Raw genomic sequence first — 26,042 nt, 5'->3', positions numbered from 1 at the left:
ATTACGTAATTACGAATTTTGTCCGTTCCCTAATCCCCAATTGATAAAATGTAGTACACTCCGATTCATCAGTCCCAACTCACTGCGGTTCATCGGGTAGTGCCCCATCATAAGCGCATTCACATACATCATTTCTGTAGCAGCCGTGACCATCTGCGTATCGGTAGCTTCAAGAATCCGCGCCACCACCGGGTTGTTCAGATTAAAGTATAAGGTGGAATAACCCGATTTCTGCTGGACTCCTGCTTTCAGACTATCAAGCACATTGGAAAAAAGTGAGGTTGTCTCCTCAACCGTGTTTTCCATGGAGCGCAAGGTCAATGCATCCTGAGAAATGGTATACAACACTGGCAAACTCGCAGGCTCAAAACGCTTCAACTCAGCGCGGCAACGCATCGGCTGCAAAGCAGCATCCATGACACGTAGCACACCGTAATAATTCTCGCGCTCTTTCTGTGTTAGCCCGGTAAATGAAAGAGATACTTCCTCAGGGCTAAGACGCTCTGTTTGTAGGTTAGAGTCAATCCAATGCAGCTTTTCCAAAATGTCTGAATCATAAATATAGCCGCCATTGATCACCAACATGGATTGCGCCGCCGCCACATGCGTAATCTGACGATACTCATCTACTGTCGATGTGTAATGCAGTGGACGTCCGTCCGCCTCTTGGATCAGTTCTTTCAGCTCACGCCGCCCAAATGTACTTTCGAAGGAAAACCAACGGTACATTATCCGCAAAAATTCATCATCCTCCACGGCGAGCGCCTTCATGGACAGCTCATGCAAACGAATCCAGTGCTGCAAGCGGTCTGGCTCATACTGCGCCATGCGTAGCAGTTCTTCCCGAATACAGGTACCCAGTTCAGAACGAACATCGTCAAGCTGCTCATTTTCATAAAAATACTCACGTGATGCCGTTGGTTGCAATTCATCTGTCCAAATTAGGCTTTTAATGAAGAATGCCCATTCCGGCAAAACATTTTCCGCCTTGTCCGACACCAGCATATGCTTCAGATACACCCGATGCAGCCGCTTGCTGTTCAGATTAACACTGCGAGGCAAAATGAATGCAATCCCGCCTGTTCTGCCTGATGCCGTCCGCAACGGTATAAAATCACTGAAGCGCTCGCCCATCAGGCGATAGCCTAAATCCAGCACCTCACTACGGCGACTCCGCAATTGTTCGGGATCCTGCATCCAGCTCGTCGATGGAAGATTGACGCGCTTGGTCTCCCCGTCTACAGACAGCATGACCGGATACGGCAGCAACGCACCATAATAGATTAAAGACTCCTCTACATGCGCTGGCTCATAATAAAACTCACTTCCCGGCTTGCAGCGCAAATAAATTTGCGTCCCTACAGGCAGCTCGGTTTCCAATCGACGAATCGTATACGTCCCATCCGGCTTCCCTCTCCATTCCATGGAGATGCCTTCCTTCACCGAGCGGGTCAGCACTACAATTTCATCGCTCACCATAAAGCAGGATAGTAACCCAATCCCAAAGCGTCCGATAAACGAAGTCTCAGAAGCCAGCAAATCGGCTCCCTTCTTGGAAGACTGACCGATAATCGACAAAAAACGGTGAATGTCTTCTTCTGACAATCCAATGCCGTTATCCTGAATCATCAATACCTGATGCTCTCCAGAACCAGATAACTCCACGATGACTTTACCTTCATAGTCGTTACTCTCAGAAGCTGTATCTTCAAGGGTCTTGTCTTCTTGTAATACATTACTTTCAGCAGCAACCTTCCGCAGCTCCTTGCGAGCCGTGATCGCATCTGTTGCATTTTGTAGGACCTCACGTATAAACACTCGTGGACTGCTATATAAATGATTGGCCAAAATATCAATCATACCGCCCAAGTTCACTTGAAAACGATATTCGTCTGTTTGACTCATACAGATCATTCCTTTCTCGAAATACTACAACCACCATTTAGATTTAAATAGACTGTCTTTTAAAGTATAACGTGGATTTAAGTCGGATTGCACACCCTTCATTTCAGATATCAATACGTTGACAACGATATAATAGGGTCTTTTCTCACCTGGAAAGTCTGGCACTGGGTCTAATTAACTTCATAAAAATGTACGGAGTACGAGCACTTAGTGAATAAGGATCATCTTTGTCTAGTTAAATTTAGTAATAAACATAATATTTATTTAAAATCCACCTTTCTCTTAGAAACCTATATCTATGGAGGGACAAATGGCTCATTTTACGCAAAAAGCTCGCATTGCCGCTCTTGTAATACTCTTACAAGAGAGAATGCGAGCTTATTTAGATACAGTCGAAGCTGTACCTTTTACAGAAGAGAATTAATGAGACTTAGCGAGACGGATAACGTTCCACGATGCTTTGCCCAAATGAGCTTTTACAATTCCGTCTTCAAGCTTGGCGTTGCCGCCGTTGTGAGGCGTAACTTTTTCACCAGCTGGACTGTTGGTCGCTTTAAGATCATCATGCTCCAATACAGTATGCTCGACAATGCGGTAGCCTTCAAAACTGCGTACATCTACTGTCAGCTCCAGCGATTCAGACAAATGACGGTTCACTGCAAAGACAGTCAGTGCGTCTCCCTCTTCATCATAAACTACAGCGCTGTCCAGATAAGGAATGTCTGTGAAGTCCTTGGAATCGTATTTTTCCGAATCCACGACAGGCATCAGCGATATCCCACGACCATAACGGGAGGCATGCAAATATGGATAGAAAATTGTTTGCTTCCACGCCTTTCCGTTATTCTCGGTCATGATCGGCGCAATAACGTTGACCAGTTGGGCGAGGCAAGCCATTTTCACACGATCCGCGTGGCGCAGGAACGTAATCAACATGCTGCCTACCAACAATGCATCCTCAAAGTTATAGATATCCTCAAGCTGCGGCGGTGCCACAGACCACGGATCAATTTTTTTGTCCGCATCATTGGAGTGGTACCATACGTTCCATTCGTCAAAGCTGAGCATCATTTTCTTCTTGCTGCGTTTCTTTGCTTTGATATAGTCACAAGTCGAAATGACCGTATGAATAAAATGATCCATATCCATAGAACGTGCCAGGTAATTAGCCGTATCATTGTCATGATTGCCGTAGTATTGGTGCAAGGAAATATAGTCCGCTACCTCATAGGTATGATCCAGGGTGGTTGCTTCCCATTCCGGGAACGTCGGCATTGTGGAGCTGGAGCTGCCACAGGATACAAGCTCAATGTCAGGATCAATCAGCTTCATGGCTTTTGCAGATTCAACAGCCAAGCGGCCATATTCTTCTGCTGTCTTGTGACCAATCTGCCATGGGCCATCCATCTCGTTACCAAGACACCAGGTTTTAATCTTATGTGGTTGCTCTACACCGTGACTACGACGTAGATCACTCCAGTAGGAGCCGCCTGTGTGGTTGCAATATTCCACCAGATTACGCGCAGCATCAATTCCGCGCGTACCCAGATTAACTGCCATCATGACTTCGGAACCTACATCCTTGGCCCACTTGAAAAATTCATTCGTACCCACTTCATTCGGCTCGACCGTTCTCCACGCTAGCTCCAACTGTCTAGGTCTGGACGCGACAGGGCCAACACCGTCCTCCCAATTGTAACCGGATACAAAGTTGCCTCCCGGATAGCGTATAATAGGAACATCAAGCTGTTTTACCAACTCTTTAACATCATTTCGGAAACCGCTTTCATCACTAGTTAAATGAGTAGGCTCGTAAATACCGCCATATACGGCACGCCCGAGATGCTCTACAAAAGAGCCATAAATGCGTTTATCGACTTCAGCAATACGAAAAGATTTGTCTACAATCATCTTTGCTTTTACAGCTGCTGCCACCTAAACCATCCTCTCTGAATGCGAAAATAAAATCCGTTGTACCACCAAGACTAAGAAGCCGTTTTATTTACAGTTTTAATATAACACACCATATTTATCATAGTCAACATTATTATTAAATACTTAATATATTCATTAACATTAATGATATACGATAAGCAATTGGTTACGTATTTCTAAGTGTTTCGTTTTATAAACAAACTTATTGAGTGAATAACCCTTTGCTAAATAGTATTAACGGATTACAGGTGCGTTCAAAATAGTGCCTACTGCCATCAGTCTGTTTTAAATAGTGAATATCAGTCTACCAACAGTTGTTCTAAATATGTATAAATACCACCTATATCGCCCACGTTTAAATTCGAGAGGACCCATTCTTTCAAATAGCCCTGCTCTGTCCGTATAGATATATAAATACGTTCAGTTTCCGCTTTCACCAGGATAGAAAGCTCAATATCAACGTCTAATAAAACTCGTTCTTTGGTGCAATGCGTAATATTCGTAGCCTCTACACACAAAATAGCAATATCCGTATAAGCGTTATATGCCATTGTACCCGCATTATATAACAGTTCCTGTAATCCATTGCTTGCATCCGAAGGGAGCGTATACTCCATATCATGCAACACTGCCGCGGACTGGTCCACCGCGATCCAGCTTTGGTATCCATCCCGGGCAAATTCCCCTCTCAACTCATGCAAAAAATAAATAATGTCAATGTCCTTGTCATAATAAATACAAATAAGCGGAATGCGAGAATCCTCTATTGCGATAGTCTGCTCCTGCCTCTTAGAGAAACACTCCTCTTGCTGCCACCACCGCAAATAGCAAGATGAAAAATTCAGCGTGGGGATGTATCGTTGATTTTTAAAGATACAGACGACATGTTTTCCATAACGTGAAGCCAATTGCTCCACTTCCTGCAAACTGACTGGTTCCATGTCCCCTAGCAAGACAATCGTATCTGTAAGGTCGTATACCGATTGTCCACCTTCGAGCGCTGTTTTCTGTTGTTCCCGCTCCCGCAGGATGGCTTGTTCGAAGATTGCAGCAACTTTGTCGCCAGGGAGTTGAGCTTCACATTGGGTCTGAAAATAATAGGGTGCTTTCGAGCCAATTGTACAATTTTCCTTAAACACATAGGCGCGCCGGATCCAATCCGGATGTCCGTAACGCATTACGGGGATTATGGTATCCTGTATCCGAAGATAACTATACTTATGTAAAATATGTTTTAGCTGTTCTATGGAAGGAACAGGCTTGGACTGCTGCAAAACTTTACATATCTGTGCTGTAATCAATGGAGTAGCATAGCTATTGCTGTTGGGGCATTGTACAACCTCTCCAGCTGCACCTATCAGCTCATGCTTGGCAAAAGCAGTAAAATCGATACCGCTTGAGAAGGCCCTCTCAGCATCATATGTATATTGCCCTGATGTGAGTATGCCGCTACGATCGCAACGCACTCCAATCACATTGGCAAAGGAGGCCGGATAAGTAAGAAGTCCTCCGTTTTGTGCAGCACATACCATAATTAATCCTGCCATAGCTGCATCATTTACAGCTTCCCGCATCATGCATCGATCTCGATAATTTATACTTCCCAAGCTGATATTGGCTACCCGTACACCATGCTTTACACACCAATCTAGCGCAGCACAAAGCTGAGTTGCATTTCCTTTTCTATGGTTCATTATTTTTACACTGCTAATGATCGCATCTGGAAAATACGTTTGTACAATAGCTGCACATAAGGTACCGTGATTTAAGGTGCGTCCATCTTCTACGTCTCCATGAGCTATTTCGACGTTATATAATAATTGGGTGTTTAAAAAGCCAGCATTAACCCCGTCGTCAATAATGGCTACATGGATCTTGCCATTCATTTTTTCTCCCCCTGTCTCTTCGGATTGTGAAATGAATCTCACGGCTCTGTTCCGTTCCATTAGAGTAAGTGGAGGGTGCCTCTGCAAACGATAGCGTTCGTCTGAAAGCACCCTCCTAATTTAGCGAACCATGCACATGATAGCCGGATCAGACTGCAATATTTACCTTCGTGCCTGCAGTCTTCGCCCCGTCTTTAGCCGAGTCCAGATAGGCATTGAGCTCTTGTTCAGTCCACACCCTGCCTGCCTCTGCATTCGCCTCCTGCTCATCCTTAGGTTCAACCCGATCTGTAATCATCGGTTCGTTATTCACTGCTTCGCTGATACGCTCATTAATATTCGCAGCGATTTCCATGATCTTTCCATTAAGTCCTTCTGCCTTTTCACGCAAAGCCGCTGATTTTGCAGGGTTAGCGTTTTCCCACCCCTTAGCCTCGCTTCCCAATGTGATTTGTGCCGTTTTGGCTATTTTAGCACTCTTCAACTCATTGTTTGCAGATACAACACTATGCATTGTATAGGTGATCAATCTTTGCTGCTGCTCCTCAGCAGTCTTAGGCGTATATTCTTCCTTTTTGCCTTTCTGAGCTTCTTTTTCACTTTCCTCATCCATGCCTAAAGCCTTTTTTTGCTCTTCCAGTGACTGCTTTTGAATGTTCTCGTCAATTTGCTGAATCTGCTTATCTATCTCTTCCATTTCAGCTTTTACAGCTTCCGGACCGAGACCACGCTTGAGAGCATTACTTAAATAGTCCGAACGCCTCTCCATCAAACTTTGCTTTTGCTCTGTCAATTGTTGAATAACCTTGTTTTGCGGCTTGCCTATACTCTTCCTTTCAGCCTGAGCGGAAAGGGGATGCCGTAGTTCAAGTCGGTTGTTATCTGCGGTGCGGAACGGCGATTGGTGAGATGATAATGATACATTCATCCTAAAACCTCCAATTCTCTTCTAAATGAGGATTTTTCCAAAATCCTGAAATAAGTGATTCTAGAGGTATATCGGATTTTTTTGTATGTTTTTGTATGTTTTATCATCATTTTCACAAATCCTTCATTCCTTTTCCACTGTTAAGCAGTCCTTTATCGTCTCATACAAGCTGTTATATGTAAGCAACCCCCCTCCCACTATACGCTCTTCCGGAATTAGGATAGCAAAGCTTTTTTCCACTTCAAATAATAGATATACCAGATCTCTGGGGAACAACCCCATATCAGGACCCAGTAATGTAGCCTCTTTATTTATCTCACCCGCTTTTATTTTAAAAAGCTTCCAAAATATATTTTCCAGTTTCATTCCTGTTCCCGTTACATCCTGAGTAAAGTTCATGTTCTTCCCTCCATTACAACTGAACTACGTGATGATCAACCGAAAAATAATGTAAAATATCCTTCGTCAGCCTATTCATATCTTCATCGTTGGACAGATGGAGTACAGGCACGGAATAATTGGAAAACTCCTGCTTTTTCTCTTCCACGAAACGATGATCAACAGATGCATATTGCATATTGACCGTGGAAGAAGAATAACTGTCGAATACATTGTTACATATGGCATATCCTAATAATGAAGAGGAAAAACGGTTTTCCATGTACTGTTTCACATGCTCTAAATATTTTATATTGTATTCATCATAGTGAAGACAACAGATCAGGCCATCCGGTCTAACAGCGCGGGATACCAAAAATGAGGTTACTCCAAAATAATTCGTGAACGTATTGTTAAAGGGAACAATCCCACCTGGAATGCCCACGAGTATTAGATCAGGCTTTTCGCTCTGCTCTATTTTTTTCAAATACCGATTAAACATGATAATCTTCTGGGTTTCCGTCATACCGCTTTCAAACATAAACTGTGGAAAAGAATGTGCACCAATCAGCTCCCCGCATCCATTAGATGTGATTTGCGACACCCGATATCCTTGTGCTTCAAGCTTCTGCCGAAGGTTAAGCTGCAAATTAAGCTTATGCGTTCGCTCGTTCAGCCCTAATACAAACAGAACCGGTGTAAAAAAATCATGAATAACAGAGCCCGGGTCAGGCGGTAAAATATCTTTCGTGCGTACATCAAATGTATTTTTTAAAATCAGCTTGTCATCTTGCTCCTCACAGGGTTCGATGAATTCCATACATGAGTCTGGCAAGGTGAAATTACACATGACTTTTTTGCCAAGTTGTCCTGCCTTCTTGATCACGGGAAGATACACCTCAGCTACATCCAGCTTGAAATTGGATTTCACCAGTAATATAGCATCACAACGCTCCATTTCTTGCTCCAAACAAGACTCCGGCTTCACTATGAAGCCTGTCACTTCCCCCTTGTCCGTTACACAGGCATCTTTCCCGATCATACCCGACCCTTGAAAAGAAATAAGTACAACTTCCTCATAACTTCCTAATAGATTCAAGTTCCTAACCAGGGCTATCGTTTCATAATCAAACGGAAAAATGATTAATTTATTGGTCATGGAGACACCCCTCATGCTTTTTCAAAATCGAGAATCGTATCCTCGGAGAAATCATAGCCCAGCTCATTCATCATGCAATAATCAAGTAAGGTATGCCTAATATCATTTTTGACTGCCGAACAATGACTCAGCTTCTTTTCTTTGGACAAGGTATGCAAATCATCTGCTACAGCAACACACAGCGTACAAAAACGGAAATTCCAACAGTTTTTACATACATCCTCCGTGATTGTCCCTACATTCAAAATCTGGCTGATTTTATCCACTTCAAAGCCTGTATCCACTTTTCCAATCTGCACCACCTCCGACTGCTCACTGACCCGTTCACATGGATACAGATTTCCATGCACATCCGCAAACAATCGCTGTACACCAGGCACACAGGGTCCACCATGATGTGCTTCTATCGGCATTCCCGCAGAAGGCTTTCTATAATGAAACATTCGGAAATACATCTGAATATAATAGTCCTTAATCAGCTTGGAGACATGATTTTCATCTACTCTTCCAAACTTGGAAAGCATCATTTTAACTACCTCATAGCCTCTCTGCTCAATAAATTCATTTCTGTACAAAATTTCATCCTTCACATAAGCATCGTTAATGTAGGACGACCTTACACTGTACAGACTTTCGAAGGTTTCATAATTTGTATAAAAATCATTGATACAACCAAAATCATTACGGGTATCCAGCACCACATTAAAATTAATCCATTCAAAGAGGTCCGGGTAATTTCTCTTAATTTTATCCACATTGGCAATAATCGTATCGAAGGAGCCTCGCCCGTTAACAGCAAATCGTCTGTTTCTGTCATGATTCTCTTGATCTCCGTCCAGACTGATCGTAAGCACAAAATGATGTTCATCCAGAAAGTCCAGAATATCGTCATTAAGCAGCGTACCATTGGTCGTCAAATGAAAGCCTACATCTCTATACGCTACTTGTTCCTTGATATATTCCACACACTTCTTGACTAACGGAAAATTAATAAGCGGCTCTCCCCCATAAAAACCAAAATCCAAACGGTCACTGTCTACTGACCTATCAATGACAAAATCAATACACTTGCGCGCTGTCTCAAAATCCATCATCAGACTGGTATGACCTCGATTGTCATATCCTCCTGAATAAACGCAGTAAGAGCATCTAAGATTGCAATTTTGAGTTACCTGCAAGGTGAGGGTCTTCAGCTGATGCTGAAGCATATGCTCCAGGTGCTTTGTCTTGGGATGATTCATAATCTGCGGACGCTGTGAAGATAAAAATCCGTTATCCAACAAGTCACGGATATACTGCTGCAATTCCGGTGCAGCCTCCATCTGATCCAGGTCGAAGCTGGAATGCGAATTCAGGAAATGGTAAGCCTCCTCTTTAATCCGCAAAATTAAATTGGTATTTACATCATATACATATTGGTGGAGTCTCGTCTGAAATGTGTATATAAAGGGTTGGCACATGTTCATGATTCACACCTACTCTGTTTTGATGTGGACAGAAGCCTGGAATGCCCAGGCTCCTCCATACAGATACAAGCTTAATAATTACCAATTCCAGTTCCGTTATCTCTGCGATAAGAACCGTCACTTTCACGCTGAGTATTGGAGCTTCGAGTCAAACTGCCTGCGCAATAACAGGAGCAAGGACAATAACAGGAACAACCACAGCCAAATGCCTCAATCGTGTCGCCTACATTCGTGCTTCTTTTCACAAGCTTACGCATGTTAAACTACTCCTCCCATTCATGATATGATTTAAAAAGGTGTTCACCTATACTAATTCCGTACATGGTGTTAAATCACACTATGAAAGCGTTTGTTTTTTTCATCATTTTATGGAGACCTCTTCTTCCCCTAATACCCATCCTCTGTATTCTGCATGACAGGTCATAAAATGGGAGTGTGATCCTATTTGGGCTGGTTCGCCGTTCTCCAACAAAATAACTCTATCGACATGCGCCAATATCTCACTGCGATGTGTAACGATGATTACGGTCTTTTCACGCAACCGGGTCTTCAACAATTGCTGAACATTTAGCCTAGCTGCTGTGTCTAGATTGGAGGTCACCTCGTCGAGAATAAACAATGGTGCTTCCCTGATCAATGCCCGGGCCATAGCAATTTTCTGTCTTTGCCCACCCGACAATCTGGAGCCATTCGAGCCTATAGGGAAGTCATCTGCCGAGTTCTGAACCAATTCTTCCAGACCAACCTCCGCGATAATGGCCTCTATTGCATCATTAGTGACTTCTGTGCCTATGCGGATATTGCCAAAAATAGTAGTATCAAATAAATACACCTGCTGACTGACCAAAGCTATTTGACTTCGATACTCATCTATTTCATAGCTTTGGATGTCAATGCCGTCATAAGTGATTATCCCTTGATCAGGCTGGCTGAATCTCATAATCAGATCCAGCAACGTAGACTTCCCTACCCCATTTGCTCCAATGATAGCTACTTTTTCCCCTCGGGCAATCCTAAAGCTCACGTGGGGCAGTACGGGTTCATCCTTGGTATAGGAAAAAGAAACATTATGAAATGCAATGTGATCTTCGAATGGCGGCTCAGTTAGTATAGACGCTGGAGTGACTGAATTAGATGTTTCTTCCTCTGCCCAATCCAAGAACTGATAATATCGAATGGCGGAGGGAACGACTTCAGCCAGCATGTAGCCAATGTTTAAAATAGCGAAAACAGGAGTGGTAACATAAGCACTGTAAGAAACAAAGGCAAAAATACCCCCTACAGTGAGCTGTAAACGAAAGATAAGATTAGCACCCACAACGTACAAAAGCATCATTAGAAGCTGAATTAAAATAGATTCCGAAGCGATATTCCAGGCGTCCAGAAGTGATAATTTTCGTTCTGATTCTACAATTCGACGCTGCTTGGATGAGAACTGCTGATGCTTATGTGGAATAAGACCAAACATTCGCTGCTCCTTCATGCCCCCGACAGATTCCCCAAACCACTGAGCAAAATCACTACTGCCTTCAATTAACCCCCTCACCAGTTTTTTTCTACGCTTCACAAAATACTTCACCACAACATATTTGATGGGTAAAAAGCACAGCACGATTACAGTCATTTTCCAGTTAATGAGCAGCAAACCACATATACCACCAATCATGCTGAACGCCTGCATAATGACAAAAAATACTCCACTATCTGTGATCCTCGATACATTGCCTACATCCGTGCCAATTTGGTTCAGTAGCTCCGTTTCATTGGTTCGGTTAAAATAGCTCATTCGTACTCTTGTCAGATGTAGATACGCCTTTTCAAATAATGAAAAGGTAACCTGTGCGCTTAAGCCTGCCCGAAAGGTTTCTTTACACACATTCAACAGCTTGTCCAAGCAAACGATTAAAAACGCAGCAGATGTGTACAGGATTACAACCTGCATATTCCCTTTCAGAAGACCTTGGTCCACAATAATCTTGCTTGTTAAAGGCAATAATATATTCAAGCCCGCTGATAGGATGAGACATATCAAAATGATAGTGACCGTCTTCAGATAAGGTCTAAATGTTGCTGCCAAACGTTTATATACTATGGATTCTTTCATCCTTCTCCCCCTTTCACCTGATGCCCCTTCTCCCCTTATTAACTAATTCCGTATCAGAATCAAAATCACCTTAAAATATCTTTTAACTGTTCTAGTAATTCCACATTTACGAGATTAAATATGATTTATGTCATTCTTGAAAATTGGAATTAATGTATATGATTGGTACATACAAAAATCATTTATTTTTTTATCCGTCCAAAGGGGGCTTGAACAAATGCCGACTACGATGGTTATCGACTGTTGCAAAGAGGATCAGTGCAGAGGTAGTTCCAGATGCTTTTACAGAAAAATTTGTGAACTTTATCTGAGTGAGGTATATCGTTTCTGTATGCATTTAATCAAGAATCAGTCTTGCTTTAAATTTATGGCAGAAGAATGTACACAAGATACTTTTGTAGCGGCAAGACAGCAATTGGTCAAGCTCAAACATCACCCCAATGTAAAGGGTTGGCTATACCTTACGGCTAAAAATCTTATATATAAATCATTTAGGTGCTACTATACACAAAAAAAGCATGAAACTACGCTTGAATGTGAGAAGATCTGTAGTTTTTCAAATTCGGTAGAGGAGGAGTGGGAAAATCGTAGATTGGGAGATGTGGATACGGTTATCGTTAATATTCTAATGCAGCTTTCCAACATTGAATATACACTCTATGAAGACTACTTTTGTCGACAACTGGCTGTGCCCCTGCTCGCTATCAAATATAATATTTCGGTTACGGCTACAACGACTCGAATCTACAGACTGAAAAGAAAACTTCGCACATTGTCCCATCAATATTGTCTAACTCATATATAAATATATCTATGTAAAGTAAAAACAGCGGAGCCCCTCTCCCAAAGAGAAGCTCCGCTGTTCGTTCTTGTGACTATGATTCGTATTCACACTACACTATTACTTAATCCCCGAAATCGTATAGTTCTCGATAATATACTTTTGGAAAACAATGAAGATAATCATGATCGGAACGACCATGAAGGTTGAGCCTGCCATTTGAAGGGCAAATTGACTTTCGTTCTGCCCCTTGAGCAGTGACAGTCCAACGGACAAGGTGTATAGCTTCTCATCGTTCGCAATAATGAGCGGCCACAGGAAGCTGTTCCATCCGCCGATAAAGGTTAAGATGGCCTGTACCGCGATAATTGGTGTTGAGATAGGCAATACAATTTGTAAAAAAGTGCGGAACTCCCCTGCTCCATCAAGACGGGTCGCCTCCAGCAGTTCTTCGGGGATATCGGACATGAACTGCCGGAACAGGAAGATCGCGAACGCGCCTACCAATCCAGGCAGGACAATCCCCATCATGGAATTGGTCAATCCCATCTGGTTCAGAATCAAATAGACGGGAATCATCGTCACTTGACCTGGAATCATCATCGTTGCCAATACCAGATAGAAGAGAAACCCTTTGCCTTTAAATTGGAATTTGGCAAAACCATAACCCGCCATGGCATTCAGGAATAATCCAAAGAAGGAAGCTAAAACAATGATCAGCGTATTCGTCAGATAGGTACCAAAAGCCATGCTATCGAATAGTAATTTAAAATTATCCAGTGTAAAATGCTGCGGCCAGATGGTCGGAGGAATTTTGGTTACCTCACCCTCTGTCTTAAAGGAGGATAGAATCATCCACGCAAAAGGCAGCACCATCAACAGACCTCCCACGGTCAGGAGAATCGCCACGAACCATTGAAATGTTTTTTCACCACTGCGCGTATTGGCGCGGGCTTGCTGAACAGCTGTTTTCACGTTCATCACCTCTCTCTATCAGGACTCCGCTTTATTTTGCAAACGGAACTGAATCAGCGTCACCGCGATGATCGCGAAGAACAGAATGAACGATCCCGCCGCGGCATACCCGAATTTACTAAATTGGAAGCCGTTATTGTAAATGAACAGGGATGCCGTCAGCGTACCGTCGAGCGGTTTCCCTTTGGTCATGACAAACGGTTCCTCGAAAAATTGCAGCCAGCCGATCATCGTCGTGATGGACACGAAGAAAATAGCGTAACGAAGCTGCGGAAGCGTAATATAACGAATTTGCTGCCATGTATTGGCACCGTCAAGCTGAGCCGCTTCATAATAAGAACCCGGGATCCCTTTAATAGCCGCAATAAAAATAATCATGTTTAAGCCGATGCCCCGCCAAACTGCTAACACAATCAGTGAAATTTTTGCTACTGTTGGATCGGTCAACCATGGGACGGGGCCTAAATTCATCAGACCAAGTACATAGTTGAATAATCCAAGCGTCGGATTATACAGATAGCTCCAAACCACTGCGACCGCAACCACATTCGTTACGGACGGCAGATAGAACACGACGCGGAATACTTTGAAAGCACGTGATTTACCCATGTTAATCAGAATTGCGATGCTGAGCGAAAATATCAGCACTAGCGGAACACCAATGATGACGAAGAACAGAGTATTACCAATGGACTTCAAAAAAGAAGGGTCCAAAAGCACGTTCGTGTAATTTTCCAATCCTATAAAGCGAATACTATCATAATTAACGAGTCCGGACAGATCCATATCCGTGAAGCTGATCACGAGCGCCAGTAGTATCGGCAACAACGAAAACAGCGTTAACAGAATGATGGAGGGACCGATAAACAAGTATGGCGCAAGCTTCTGCGAGCTTCCTTTCATGCCTTCACTCCCTTTGACAATGACGGATATGGATCATTATTTTTTCATAATACTTGCAGCCTGCTGATTAAAGTCATCCATTTCCTTCTGTACATCGGCATGACCACGGTAAATACGTTCGAAGCTCTTGATGAATTGTTGAGAAACCTCTTCCCATGCGGCCAGTTGCGGCAATGCTGCGGAATGATCCAGCTGTTTGCGAATCGTCCGAAGCATCGGATCACTCTTAAGCTTGGCATCTTCCCACGATTTAGTAGTCGCAGGCAAGTTACTGGACAGATCCATCCATTTCAGCTGTGTTTCTGGTTTGCTCATGTAAGCCAGGAATTTGGCCGACTCCTCTGGGTGCTTGCTGAATTTCATAATTGAAAGGTTGGCTCCACCCAAAACGGACAGGTTGTTTACTTTGCCAGGAAGCTCCGCTATATTCCACTTACCTTCCAATTCTGGTGCCTTGCTCTTGATTTCTTTAATCATAAAAGGACCGCTGATAAACATCGGAACGATACCCTCGCCTTGCAAACCTTGAACGGAATCAATTCCAATATCCACTGCGTTAGAGCCATTTTGGAAAAAGGTATTCACATACTTCACAGCATCCACAAACGGTGGTTGATTGAACAGCGGATTGCCCTGCTCGTCAACCAGCTTGGAACCGTTCTGGAGAGCAAACATAAAGCCCATAGACTGCTCCTTTGCACTAAAGGAGATGCCATATTTGCCTTTGCCCCGAGCCGCCAGCTTTTGAGCAGCATCGGAAAGCTCTTCCCACGTTTTAGGTGCTTCATTATATCCGACTTGTTTCAGTAGGTCAGAACGATAGAACAAAACTCTCGTTTCAGTGTACCAAGGCACACCGACTGGTTTCCCTTCAAATTTTGTCGTACCTACAGCACCCTCGAAGAAATTCTTCGATTCCAGTTCAGGATACTTGCTGATATAAGGGGTAATATCCGTCAATGCACCCGCAGACGCAAGTTCGGGAACCCATGATGTACCTAACTGAACCACGTCCGGACCGGATTTTGAAGCAACTGCTGTCAGCAGCTTATCGTGAGCGTTATCCCAAGGCAACGCCTGTACATCAACGTGAATATCTGGATTTTCTTTCTCAAAATCTTTTACAATTTCAGGCAGCAGTTTTCCTTCTGCTCCCATGCCCCACATGGTGATGGTCGTCTTGCCGTTCGCATCTTTGCCAGACGAATCATCCTTGGACGAGCAGCCTGCCAGCGCGCCCCCCAGTAATAAGGTACTTGCCAAAATGATCCCCAACGTTCTTTTCATCATACGAATTCCTCCCGAGATGATCGGTTTACGATCATGCAATATGATAACGGATTCAAACAACGAGGATTTTGCGAAAATACAATTAGCGACTTCCAATGAACAATATATAGAACGAAATGGTCTCGTTCATCTATATATTGCATTTTGGAGCGACTGGAATCGAATCTTGCAAAATCCTGATGCATGTAAATACATAGCGATTAAAGCATACCGCTATAACACTTATGTTCAAAGCACAAGGACCATACCCGTCAATAGAAACGTTTCGATAGTCATTATAGAACAAATTGAAACCGTATTCAATAGAAATATTAATTTTTATTTGCTCGGAATCCTGACTTTTTTTCGTTTTTATCATCTTTATTACGCTATTCAGCCTATAAAAACCCGCTGAATTGGATTTGACTCTCCATTTGAAAGCGTATATAATCCAACTGAGTTCAACAATAGAAACGTTTCGATTAATAATACGACAGAATATTATGCTTCTATACTAGCTATTAGCCTGTTCAGCACTTTTTTGAATCATCTTTATCCAAAAAATCTCATGAATCTGAAAAAGAGAGCTGTCCACCAACAATACAGCTTATGGAGGATTATGATGGAACAACACCTGAATTCCTATTTAGAAAACATGACGCTTGAAGAAAAAGTCGATCAACTGCTACAGCTTGTGGGTGCCTTCTTTGAAGAAGCTGGAACGGATAGTCAAATTACTGGCCCCATGGCTTCTCTCGGCATCACAGAGGAAAATGTCCATAACGTCGGTTCCGTGCTTGGTATCGCAGGGGCCAAGGAAGCGATTCGTGTTCAGCAGGCTCATTTGAGTAAAAATCGTCTGGGTATTCCGCTTTTAATTATGGCAGATATTGTACACGGCTTCAAAACGATTTTCCCTATCCCGCTGGCCATTGGTTGCTCATGGGATATGCAACTTGCAGAAGAGAGCGCTACCATTGCAGCCCGCGAGGCAGCTGTATCCGGTGTTCACGTCACATTCGCTCCTATGGTCGATCTGGTGCGTGACCCGCGCTGGGGCCGTGTGATGGAATCTACAGGGGAAGACCCTTACCTCAACAGCGAATTTGCTCGTGCGTTTGTGCGCGGGTTTCAGGGTAAAGATCTGACGAACGATACCGACCGGGTGGCCGCATGCGTGAAGCATTTTGCCGCATATGGAGCTGGCGAAGGCGGACGGGATTACAACACTGTAGATGTATCCGCCTGGCAGCTGCGAGAGTATTATCTCCCCTCCTACAAAGCTGCTTTAGATGAAGGCTGCGAAATGGTGATGACGTCCTTCAATACCGTAGAAGGCGTAGCCGCAACGGGCAATAAGCGCCTGATGCGTGATTTGCTTCGTGATGAATGGGGCTTTGATGGTGTGCTCATCTCGGATTGGGCCGCCATCAAGGAGCTTATCCCTCACGGCATCGCCGAGGATGAGCGCGAGGCAGCGAAGAAAGCACTGCTGGCTGGCGTAGATATTGAAATGATGACCTCCTGCTATAACGGGCATCTGCCTGAGCTGGTTCGCAGCGGACAACTGGATGAAGCGCTCATTGATGAAGCCGTGATGCGTATATTGAAGCTCAAGCAAAAGCTGGGCTTGTTCGAAAATCCGCTACGCGGCGCAGACCCTGAGCGTGAACGTGAAGTTGTGTTCTGCGAAGCTCACCGTACGGTTGCCAAAGAATTAGCTATTAAATCTTGCGTGTTGCTCAAAAATGATTCCGTTCTTCCATTGAATCGCAATCAACATATTGCGTTGATCGGACCTTTTGCAGAGAGCGGTGATATCCTGGGCTCTTGGTCGTGGAGCGGTTCACAGGAGGAAGCTATTCGCGTTGTCGACGGGTTCCAATCGAAAATATCCTCCTCGCTGCTCACGGTTGCGGCAGGTTGCTCTATCGACGATATAACTGAGGAGCAATATGCGGAAGCTCTGCAAGCAGCCAGCCAAGCAGAGGTTATCGTGTTGGCGCTTGGTGAGCGCTCCGATATGAGTGGTGAAGCAGGCAGCCGTTCCAATATTCGCCTGCCACAAGCCCAGTTGGAACTGGTGAAGCGCCTGAAGACGCTGAACAAGCCTATGGTAGCCGTATTATTTAATGGTCGTCCGTTGGATCTGCACGGTGTTATTGAAGAAGCAGACGCCGTATTGGAAGCCTGGTTCCCTGGTGGTGAAGGCGGCGCGGCGATTGCCGATTTGTTGTACGGTGATGCCGAACCTACGGGTCGTCTGACCATGTCCTTCCCGCAATCGGTGGGACAGGTGCCCGTGTATTACAATCATTTTAATACGGGACGCCCGCAGTTAGATCCGAATACAAAAGAACGCTACGTGTCCCAATATCTAGACGTACCAAACGAACCTTTATTCCCGTTCGGCTATGGACTGAGTTACACCGATGTAGCCTATGACAGCGTACAGCTTTCCGGCGATACCCTTATACCTGGTCAGGAACTGACCATTAAAGTGCAGGTAACGAACACAGGAACACGTCCGGTCGAGGAAACCGTCCAGTTCTATGTTCGTGATATCAGCGGCGATACGGTTCGTCCAATGAAAGAACTGAAAGATTTCTGCAAAGTCCTTCTTGCCCCAGGCGAAAGCCGGGAAGTGGAATTTGCATTGACCGAGCCTCAGCTGCGCTATCATCATGCAGATTTGAGCTTCAGCAGTGATAGCGGTGAATTTGCCGTCTTTACAGGACCTAACAGCCGAGATACTAGTGAAATCCGTTTTCGGTTAGTGAAATAAACAGGAAAGTGAGGCGTTCCCTTTGATGAATACAAGTCTGGATCAAAATATTTTGCTACGGGCCGGCGACCTGTCTTTTACCTTCTTGAGCAGCGGTGATGTGTATAAGATCGCTCACGGCTCAACGATGATCAACCAGCTGTTGACCAATTCAGTCGACGGTTCCTTGAACAATCTGTACTTGAGATTGTACCGTCCGTCCGGTGTAAGTATCACTCCCCTGCTTGGAGTTCGCTCACCGGGAGTCATCCGACAAACGGATCAGCAGATTATTTGGGAAGGTTTCACCGCTGGTGTAGGCTATCAGGTGACCTTCACGCTAAGCCGCCTGGGAGTATGGTTCTGGGATGTAACCCTACAGGGCGATGACGTGGAAGCAGATGTCGTGTACGGTCAGGATATCGGCATTGCCGATACCGCTGCTGTGCGCAGTAATGAAGCTTATTTGTCTCAATATATTGACCACACCGTCTACCATGATGAACAAAGAGGCTACACCGTTTGCTCACGTCAAAACCAACCTCAAAGTCAGGCGTTCCCATACATTCAACAAGGCTCGTTAACCCGCACTGTTGGTTACTCGACTGACGGATTTCAGTTCTTTGGACTTTCGTACAAAGAAACGAATGAGCCGGAAGCACTCCGTCGTGACTCGCTCGCCAATGAAGTGTACCAATACGAATTTGCCTATACCGCGTTGCAATCTGAGCGGGTGAAACTGGCTGGGGAAGCTCGCTTTACTTTTTACGGTCTGTTCCAGCCGAATCATCCAGCCGCAGTGACAAAGCTGGAGTATCAGGAACTGGTGACAAAAGCACGTGACGAAGTAGCTGCCATTCTAGTGGACGCTTCCGAGACCATCATACCGGTACGCGCGGCAAGTGATCTTCAAGCAGGGCGTGTGGCTCCAGCTCAAACCATCGGTGAGCCGCTGCGCACGCTGGACTTAACCGATGCCGAAGTGAATCAACTTTTCCCGAAACGGCAGGAAGAAGAACGGGATGGAGATGAACTACTTTCCTTTTTCACGGACAGCTATGAGCATGTCGTACTCAAATCCAAAGAGCTTCGTGTAGAGCGTCCCCATGGGCACATTTTAATGGGCGGGCATTACTCAGGAGGTAAGGAAGAAACCATTACAACCACCTCCTATATGTACGGGGTGTTCAATTCCCAGCTTGTGATCGGCAATACAAACTTCAACAAAATGATCACCAACGCGCGTAATGCGCTCAATATTCCCAAGACATCCGGTCAGCGTATCTATGTCGGAATCCAAGGGAAATACCGCCTGCTCACGATGCCTTCCCTGTTCGAGATTGGCTTCAATTATGTGCGCTGGTATTACAAAACGGCTGACGATACATTCATGATTACAAACCATACGAATGTCGATAGCCCAGAAGTGCGGCTTCACATGCGTGCGGCGAGTGGCAAAACCTATCCGTTCCTCATCACTCAGCAAATGTCTATGCATGTGAACGAATATGAGCTTCCGTTTCATATGGAACGTGAAGGTGACGCCCTGCTCTTCCGGGCAGACTCCGCTTCCCTGAGCGCCGAAGCCTACCCAGACCTGCTGTACCGAATGCACATAGAGGGCGCTCCATTACAGCAGGTGAGCGACGCTCACGTACTGCTACAGGGGAAAGCTTCTCCTGATGCGTCACTGGTTGTGCTGGAGCTGGGTGACAGCAGCGAATGGACCTGCACCGTGCAGGGTTGGCTGAATGGGCTTTCAGCTGGTCAAGAATCAGCGCACAAAGAGCGTCACGCTTCCTTTGAAGATGAGCTCGAGCGCTATCGGGCATATTTTGCCGAGCTTATGAACGGTTTCCATCTGTCGCTGGGTCAACATGAAACGAGTGAGCTCTTCCGTGTGAACGCAGTGGCTTGGTGGTACACCCACAATATGCTCGTTCACTACTCTGTGCCTCACGGTCTGGAGCAATACGGCGGTGCAGCCTGGGGAACACGTGATGTGTGTCAGGGGCCTGTGGAATATTTCTCAGCTACGCAAAAGTTCGACGAGGTTCGTTCCATTCTGCTGACTGTTTTCAGCCATCAGTACGAGGACAGCGGAAACTGGCCGCAATGGTTTATGTTTGACAACTATACTCACGTGCAGCAAGAAGAAAGCCATGGGGATATTATCGTCTGGCCGCTCAAGGTACTGGGCGATTATTTGACCGCAACCCGTGATTACAGTATTCTGGAAGAAAATGTACCTTACACCCATCGGCATACTTTCGATTATACCAAGCAGACGGCGACTCTCATGGAACATGCCCTGAAGGAAATCGAATATATTCGGGAGAATTTCCTGCATGATACGTATTTGTCGGCCTATGGCGACGGCGATTGGGATGATACCCTCCAGCCAGCCAATGCACAGCTGAAGCAATACATGGCGAGCAGCTGGACGGTTGCACTCACCTACCAAGTTATTAGTAACTTTGCTGCTGCTTTGGAGCAGGTCCCCGTAGATGTAGTAAGCGAAGCCGACAACATCGCACAAGATCTACATCAGATGGCCAATGGCATCCGTAAAGACTTCAACCGCTACATGCTGGAGAGCGGGATTATTCCGGGCTTTGTGTATATGGAAGAGCCCGGTCAACCCAAGCTGATGCTCCATCCGTCCGACACCGAGACGGGAATTCACTACCGCTTGCTGCCGATGACACGCAGCATGATCAGCCAGCTGCTCACGCCTGAGCAAGCATTGGCTCATGAGCAACTCATCCGTGAGCAGTTCCTCTGCCCGGATGGCGTGCGTCTGATGAACCGCCCTGCACAGTATGATGGCGGTGTGAGCTCGCACTTCAAGCGTGCAGAGCAAGCGGCCAACTTCGGACGTGAGGTCGGGCTGCAATATGTGCATGCCCATATCCGCTTTGCGGAAGCGATGGCCAAATTGGGACGCAAGGATGACGCTTGGCACAGCTTGAAGCTCATCAATCCGGTCGGCATCCGTGCGTCCGTACCGAATGCCGAATGGCGCCAAAGTAACGCCTATTTCAGCAGCTCGGATGGTAAATTTAATACCCGCTATGAAGCACAGGAACGGTTTGGTGAACTGCGTGAAGGAGCCGTACCCGTCAAGGGCGGCTGGAGAATCTATTCCAGTGGTCCAGGAATCTATATGAATCAGCTCATATCGAACGTCCTTGGTATTCGTCAGTCGGGCGAAGATCTGATCCTAGACCCCGTGCTGCCGGATCATCTCGACGGATTGGAATTTGAATTTTCCTTTGCAGGAAAACCAATTACCTTCGTCTACCGCATGCTGCAAGAGCATACTGGCGGTGAGCAGGGCCGTACAGTATTGAACGGAACACCACTGGAAAGCGTGCCAGCCGATGATAATCGCTACCGCTCCGGTGCCTTGCGCATCAAACGCGAGATTTTCGAGCAAGCCTTGGCAGAACATGACGGTGTACACCGTCTGGAGATTATTTTATAAAGCGTTTTTAATGCTAAATCTGGTATAGGCAACAAAGGGATGGCGATCTTGCGGGATCGCCCTTTGCTGCTTATGTGTAGGACTAAGACATTTGGAATAGATATGTGGTTAATAATGAATATACAATAGCAATTATAAGATGGACGACAAGGAGGTGACGATGTGGTCAGCATTAAAGATATCGCCAAACAGGCGGGCGTTTCCATATCTACCGTTTCATATGCCTTGAATGGTAGCGATAAGGTAACAGAAGAAACTTGCGCACGTATTTTAGCCATTGCCAAAGAGCTTAACTATGTGCCCAATGCCGCCGCACGTAATCTCAAGAAAAGGCAGACCAAAATTATTGGCGTTTTCCTGACTGATTTCCGTGGGGACGTTTATGGAGATTTACTGTATGGCATCAAGGAAATTTTGAACCGCAAGGGATATGATCTCATCGTATGCAGCGGTAAGCAGTCTCACCGAATGCTGCCGGAACGCATGATCGACGGCGCCATTGTGCTGGATCAGACGTTTGATAGTCAGGAGCTACTGAACTACGCCGAGCGAGGACATAAAATTGTCGTGTTGGACCGTGAACTGAATCATCCTAACATTAACCAGGTGCTGCTGGATAACAAAGCGGGCGCCGCTCTCGCAATCGAACATTTATTGGAGTTGGGACACCGTAAGCTATATGTGGTTACCGGACCAGAAGGTTCTTACGATTCATGGCAACGGATGCAGGCGGTCAAGCAGACCATTGAGCGTAGCGGCGTGGCTGAAATGATCGAAATTGACGGCGATTTTGAGAAATCGGGCGGTGAACAGGCGGCTGAGATCATTTTGCAGCAACACGTTAGCCCGGGTTTGGAACCTGTAGCCGTATTTTGTCTCAATGATGAAATGGCAGTGGGCTTTTACAATCGAATGGCTCAGTCAAAGCTGACGATTGGCAAGGATATTCATATCGTCGGCTTTGATAATATCGAGCTGGCGCAATATATTCAGCCCCGTCTGACAACGATTGACTATTCCAAGCGTAAATGGGGCGCTGTAGCTGCCGAACAAGTTCTCAAAATCATTGCTGGGGAAGACGTGGAGCATGAACGTTTATACGTTACGCTTGTCCAAAGAGAATCGGCAGGCGCAGCATTCATCACCCAAGATCAACAGAATCTGTGATGAACAACGCAGAAGTAACCTGCTCGCCAGCCTCCTCCCAAAAAAAAAGAACTTCCACAGGCCCAAAACACGGGGTGGAAGTTCTTTTGGTTATACTTATTTAACTTAACAAATCCTCAATTGAATTCGACAACGACCGTAAGGGATTACCAATCGTTTGCCCCGTCTCCAGCTCCACCTGTAACGCAGCATCAACCATAGACAACTGTGCTACAGCCAGCCCTCTGCTTGGATCAACCTCCCTTAGCTCATACAGCGAACGAACCAGCAATTCCTTATACTCGTCTTCACGTCCCTGCATAATCAGTTCAAAAGCGTCCTCCACCACCTTAACCTCTATCCAAGAAGAGATATCCGGTTTGCCTAACAGAGCAGCCGTATGATAAAGACGCTTCATCGTTCCCTCTACAGTAGCCGGATTCGTGAATACCAAGGTCCGTGGCCGCAAATCATCGCATATCTCATGAAAAAAGGGCTCATCCAGCGCAATTACTGGTGTAGACAGGGTCAATTGAGCTTTTTCTGCCAAAACGATATAATTCGTGCACGTTATCAAAATAACATCTATATCGCTTTGAGCAATCCATCTCAGTTGCTCTTCTACCTTGCGACTGGCATCGTCCGCAGAAAAATGTGGGTCTGACGAGATCCGGCGCATAAGCCCAGGGTCCACAAAATGTATCAGCTCCACCTCATAAGAAGCAAAAGCTCGTTCCACATAGGCTATGTTCGAGTGATGTGCATGCAGGCAGCCCACACGTTGCTTCAAGCCTTCCATCGTCCAACCTCCTGTTATAAGTTTGCATCATTTTAACAGGAACAGGACGATTAGGAAAGCATGCCGATCACGCCATACCACAAACGCATTTTCTTAAAACTTGCCGTTTGTATTTTTCCACTCTGTTTTAGCTGGAACCTCCTGAACTACGTCCCAATGTTCCGCTACCTTGCCATTCTCTACCCGGAACAGATCATAGACAGCGGCTGAAGTTCCCTTAGACGATGTCAATTCACTCACAACCAGCACAAAGTTGCCTTCTCCAATGACCATGTGAACCTGATCATATCCAAAAGAAGCTCCTTGGCTTCCCGCTGCGGAAAATGCTTGTTTCAAATTGGATACACCGTCACCAAAAAGAGGATTATGTTGAATGTAATGGTCACCGTTATAGTAGCTTTCCAATGCAGCACGATTTTTGCCAACCAGGACATCATCCACAAACTTGCGGATCAGCGTTTTGTTCGTCTCAGTTTGGTTGAGATCCGTGATCTGTGTTGTTCCATCAATCATGGTGTGTCCGCTTGGATTGGCTGGAGCCGAGTCCTGCATGTTGTCCCAATGCTCAACAATTTTACCATTGCTATCGAAGCGGAAAATATCAAAAACAATGCTCGTTTTCCCTGCAATGGACTCTTTATAATGAACTGCTACATCATTACCATCCTGAATTACACGTTGGATTTCAACCTGTACATTGGCTCCCTTCGACTGGCTAATCCCTTGCAGCAACGCATCTCTTCCGCTAGCAAAGCTCAGATTGTGCTGAATGTACTGATCCTTGCTGATCCAAGTCTCGGCCGCTTTCGTGTCTCCGGTTTCAAAGCTTTTCACGATTTCAATGACCTTATCCTTATTACTCACCCCGATTTGTACCGTTTGGCTGGCCGGGTCCCAAATCACTTGCTTGCCCCATGCTTCTTTGACGACATCAACCGGTACATAGGTTACCCCCTGCTTGGTCAATAGAGTCGAGGTGGATAGCGGTACCTTAATCCCGTTGATTTGCGCTTCCGGACTGCCAGACACCAGTACAACCGTCGCCTGATCATATCGGATGGTCGTGCTTTGTCGCGCCGTATTGAACGTAATATGTTTGGCATCCATCGGAATTCCCAAACTGGAGGCCAATTGTCTCAAGGGAATTAAGACCTGCTTATTTCTCACGATAGGCGCAATTTTGTAAGCTTCCTTCTTGCCATCTACCCAAACCTGAATACCCGTAGTAGGTTTTACCTCGGCTGCTAAAGCCGGTACAGCAGAAGACAGAACAAGCAAACCAGCGAGTGCAGCAGTAACCGTATGTTTTTTCATGAATGTGAACCCCTCTCAACATGTAAAATAAAATGTGGAAAACAATTTCCTTTTATGTAACTAATATAGTTACACCTAATCGCAAGAAGCAACTTTTCCCCGCCTATCTAACTTTAAACCCCATTTAAATCTTTTGAAACCTCAATAACCCTCCTTTCAAAAATTTATAATTGTACTGCTACAATGCAAGCCACAAGCCTTAGAATAAAGGATATGGGGAGCAATAACAATGTGTGATAACTTGCTAATGCCAAAACTCAAAAAAAGCGGCTCCTATCGCCAAGCGAATGAACGCTTTTTGAATAGTAAGCCGTTGTGTTAACCCCATTGCTATTGTTATACGGATAACGTCCTCCGAAACTTGATAAAGCTCCCGATTCGCCAGATTGAGATATACACCAGCGCCATCGTAATCGCCAGCATGCTAATTTCGGTCGTACCCAAACTACTGAGATACTGGGTCAAAACGACGCGAATCAAGATAATAGCGATAATAATATATTTAAAATATTGGTTCGGCTTGGGATAAATAAGACCGTCATCCCGTCTTTCATACGCTGTATGCAGCAAGATAACATAGCCAAACAGAGCCCCTAATAGCCCGGCAACCAGCAGTTCCCAAAAGGCGGGGAGGGCGTACGTTTGACCGGGAATATGCATTAATTGGTACACAGACATCATCATAAGCGGGAATGCGATAAACAAGGGGAGCAGAATCCGGATTCCGTTTCCTTTTACCGGTCCCCTTCGTCTCTTGGTCCTTAGCCAGATCATCAGCCCCACCAGAACAGCCATCAATACATATATAAATATCGTCGTCATGGTGTAGTAACTCCTTCCTCA

Annotated in this window: 19 protein-coding genes; 4 read left to right on the top strand and 15 right to left on the bottom strand. The window is 45.3% G+C overall.

Features of this window, described 5'->3' with window-relative positions; all coding sequences use genetic code 11:
* Positions 1-9: 9 nt before the first annotated feature.
* The 9 genes from G9G54_RS22105 to G9G54_RS22065 form a co-directional block, all read right to left on the bottom strand.
* The gene (locus tag G9G54_RS22105; protein WP_165179624.1) at positions 10-1,905 is read right to left on the bottom strand and encodes an HSP90 family protein; all 1,896 of its coding nucleotides are present in this window, start codon (positions 1,903-1,905) and stop codon (positions 10-12) included.
* A gap of 420 nt (positions 1,906-2,325) precedes the next feature.
* Positions 2,326-3,840: an arabinosylfuranosidase ArfA gene (gene arfA / locus G9G54_RS22100; RefSeq protein ID WP_165179623.1), complete on the bottom strand. Its 1,515-nt coding sequence runs from the start codon at positions 3,838-3,840 to the stop codon at positions 2,326-2,328.
* 299 nt (positions 3,841-4,139) lie between these two features.
* Positions 4,140-5,726, bottom strand: coding sequence for a S8 family serine peptidase (locus G9G54_RS22095; RefSeq protein WP_165179622.1), 1,587 nt, complete (start codon positions 5,724-5,726; stop codon positions 4,140-4,142).
* Between the two features lie 148 nt (positions 5,727-5,874).
* Positions 5,875-6,654 carry a muscle M-line assembly protein unc-89 Uncoordinated protein 89 gene (locus G9G54_RS22090; protein WP_165179621.1) on the bottom strand — a complete coding sequence of 260 codons (780 nt, stop codon included), beginning with the start codon at positions 6,652-6,654 and terminating at the stop codon, positions 5,875-5,877.
* Positions 6,655-6,777: 123 nt separating this feature from the next.
* Positions 6,778-7,020, bottom strand: a complete 243-nt coding sequence (locus G9G54_RS22085) for a peptide maturation system acyl carrier-related protein (RefSeq protein ID WP_238808321.1) — start codon at positions 7,018-7,020, stop codon at positions 6,778-6,780.
* 46 nt (positions 7,021-7,066) lie between these two features.
* The gene (locus G9G54_RS22080; RefSeq protein ID WP_025723875.1) at positions 7,067-8,191 is read right to left on the bottom strand and encodes a TIGR04066 family peptide maturation system protein; all 1,125 of its coding nucleotides are present in this window, start codon (positions 8,189-8,191) and stop codon (positions 7,067-7,069) included.
* 11 nt (positions 8,192-8,202) lie between these two features.
* A complete protein-coding gene (ccpM, locus tag G9G54_RS22075) occupies positions 8,203-9,657 on the bottom strand; it encodes a Cys-rich peptide radical SAM maturase CcpM (RefSeq protein ID WP_238808319.1) in 1,455 nt (484 codons plus the stop codon).
* Positions 9,658-9,728: 71 nt separating this feature from the next.
* Positions 9,729-9,914: a CLI_3235 family bacteriocin precursor gene (locus tag G9G54_RS22070; protein ID WP_071559456.1), complete on the bottom strand. Its 186-nt coding sequence runs from the start codon at positions 9,912-9,914 to the stop codon at positions 9,729-9,731.
* 104 nt (positions 9,915-10,018) lie between these two features.
* Positions 10,019-11,761: an ABC transporter ATP-binding protein gene (locus G9G54_RS22065; protein ID WP_165179620.1), complete on the bottom strand. Its 1,743-nt coding sequence runs from the start codon at positions 11,759-11,761 to the stop codon at positions 10,019-10,021.
* A 127-nt stretch (positions 11,762-11,888) separates the two neighbouring features.
* On the opposite strand from G9G54_RS22065, the gene G9G54_RS22060 reads away from it, so the two are divergent.
* Entirely contained in the window at positions 11,889-12,566 is a 678-nt protein-coding gene (locus G9G54_RS22060; RefSeq protein ID WP_342355993.1) for an RNA polymerase sigma factor, read from the top strand.
* Between the two features lie 96 nt (positions 12,567-12,662).
* Here G9G54_RS22060 and G9G54_RS22055 read toward each other — a convergent pair whose 3' ends face one another.
* From G9G54_RS22055 to G9G54_RS22045, 3 genes are read right to left on the bottom strand one after another with little or no spacing between them, the layout of a single operon-like run.
* Positions 12,663-13,517: a carbohydrate ABC transporter permease gene (locus G9G54_RS22055; protein WP_165179618.1), complete on the bottom strand. Its 855-nt coding sequence runs from the start codon at positions 13,515-13,517 to the stop codon at positions 12,663-12,665.
* Between the two features lie 18 nt (positions 13,518-13,535).
* Positions 13,536-14,420, bottom strand: coding sequence for a carbohydrate ABC transporter permease (locus tag G9G54_RS22050; protein ID WP_165179617.1), 885 nt, complete (start codon positions 14,418-14,420; stop codon positions 13,536-13,538).
* 36 nt (positions 14,421-14,456) lie between these two features.
* Complete coding sequence (locus G9G54_RS22045; protein ID WP_061830775.1) at positions 14,457-15,710, bottom strand: extracellular solute-binding protein; 1,254 nt, start codon at positions 15,708-15,710, stop codon at positions 14,457-14,459.
* Positions 15,711-16,311: 601 nt separating this feature from the next.
* Here G9G54_RS22045 and G9G54_RS22040 point away from each other — a divergent pair.
* From G9G54_RS22040 to G9G54_RS22030, 3 genes are all read left to right on the top strand, one after another.
* Positions 16,312-18,474: a glycoside hydrolase family 3 N-terminal domain-containing protein gene (locus G9G54_RS22040; RefSeq protein WP_185156323.1), complete on the top strand. Its 2,163-nt coding sequence runs from the start codon at positions 16,312-16,314 to the stop codon at positions 18,472-18,474.
* Positions 18,475-18,499: 25 nt separating this feature from the next.
* Positions 18,500-21,940: a GH36-type glycosyl hydrolase domain-containing protein gene (locus G9G54_RS22035; RefSeq protein WP_165179615.1), complete on the top strand. Its 3,441-nt coding sequence runs from the start codon at positions 18,500-18,502 to the stop codon at positions 21,938-21,940.
* Between the two features lie 162 nt (positions 21,941-22,102).
* A complete protein-coding gene (locus G9G54_RS22030) occupies positions 22,103-23,107 on the top strand; it encodes a LacI family DNA-binding transcriptional regulator (RefSeq protein WP_165179614.1) in 1,005 nt (334 codons plus the stop codon).
* A 100-nt stretch (positions 23,108-23,207) separates the two neighbouring features.
* On the opposite strand, the gene G9G54_RS22025 is transcribed toward G9G54_RS22030, so the two are convergent.
* The 3 genes from G9G54_RS22025 to G9G54_RS22015 form a co-directional block, all read right to left on the bottom strand.
* On the bottom strand, positions 23,208-23,885 hold the full coding sequence (locus G9G54_RS22025; protein ID WP_165179613.1) for a hypothetical protein: 678 nt from the start codon (positions 23,883-23,885) through the stop codon (positions 23,208-23,210).
* Between the two features lie 93 nt (positions 23,886-23,978).
* Positions 23,979-25,199 (bottom strand): stalk domain-containing protein, encoded by a 1,221-nt coding sequence (locus G9G54_RS22020; RefSeq protein ID WP_165179612.1) that lies wholly within the window; start codon positions 25,197-25,199, stop codon positions 23,979-23,981.
* A 336-nt stretch (positions 25,200-25,535) separates the two neighbouring features.
* Positions 25,536-26,021, bottom strand: a complete 486-nt coding sequence (locus G9G54_RS22015) for a CcdC protein domain-containing protein (RefSeq protein ID WP_061830717.1) — start codon at positions 26,019-26,021, stop codon at positions 25,536-25,538.
* Positions 26,022-26,042: the final 21 nt, after the last annotated feature.

This window comes from Paenibacillus sp. EKM212P (assembly GCF_011066115.1).
Lineage (GTDB): Bacteria > Bacillota > Bacilli > Paenibacillales > Paenibacillaceae > Paenibacillus > Paenibacillus polymyxa_B.
This window is presented reverse-complemented; position numbering and strand designations above follow the sequence as displayed.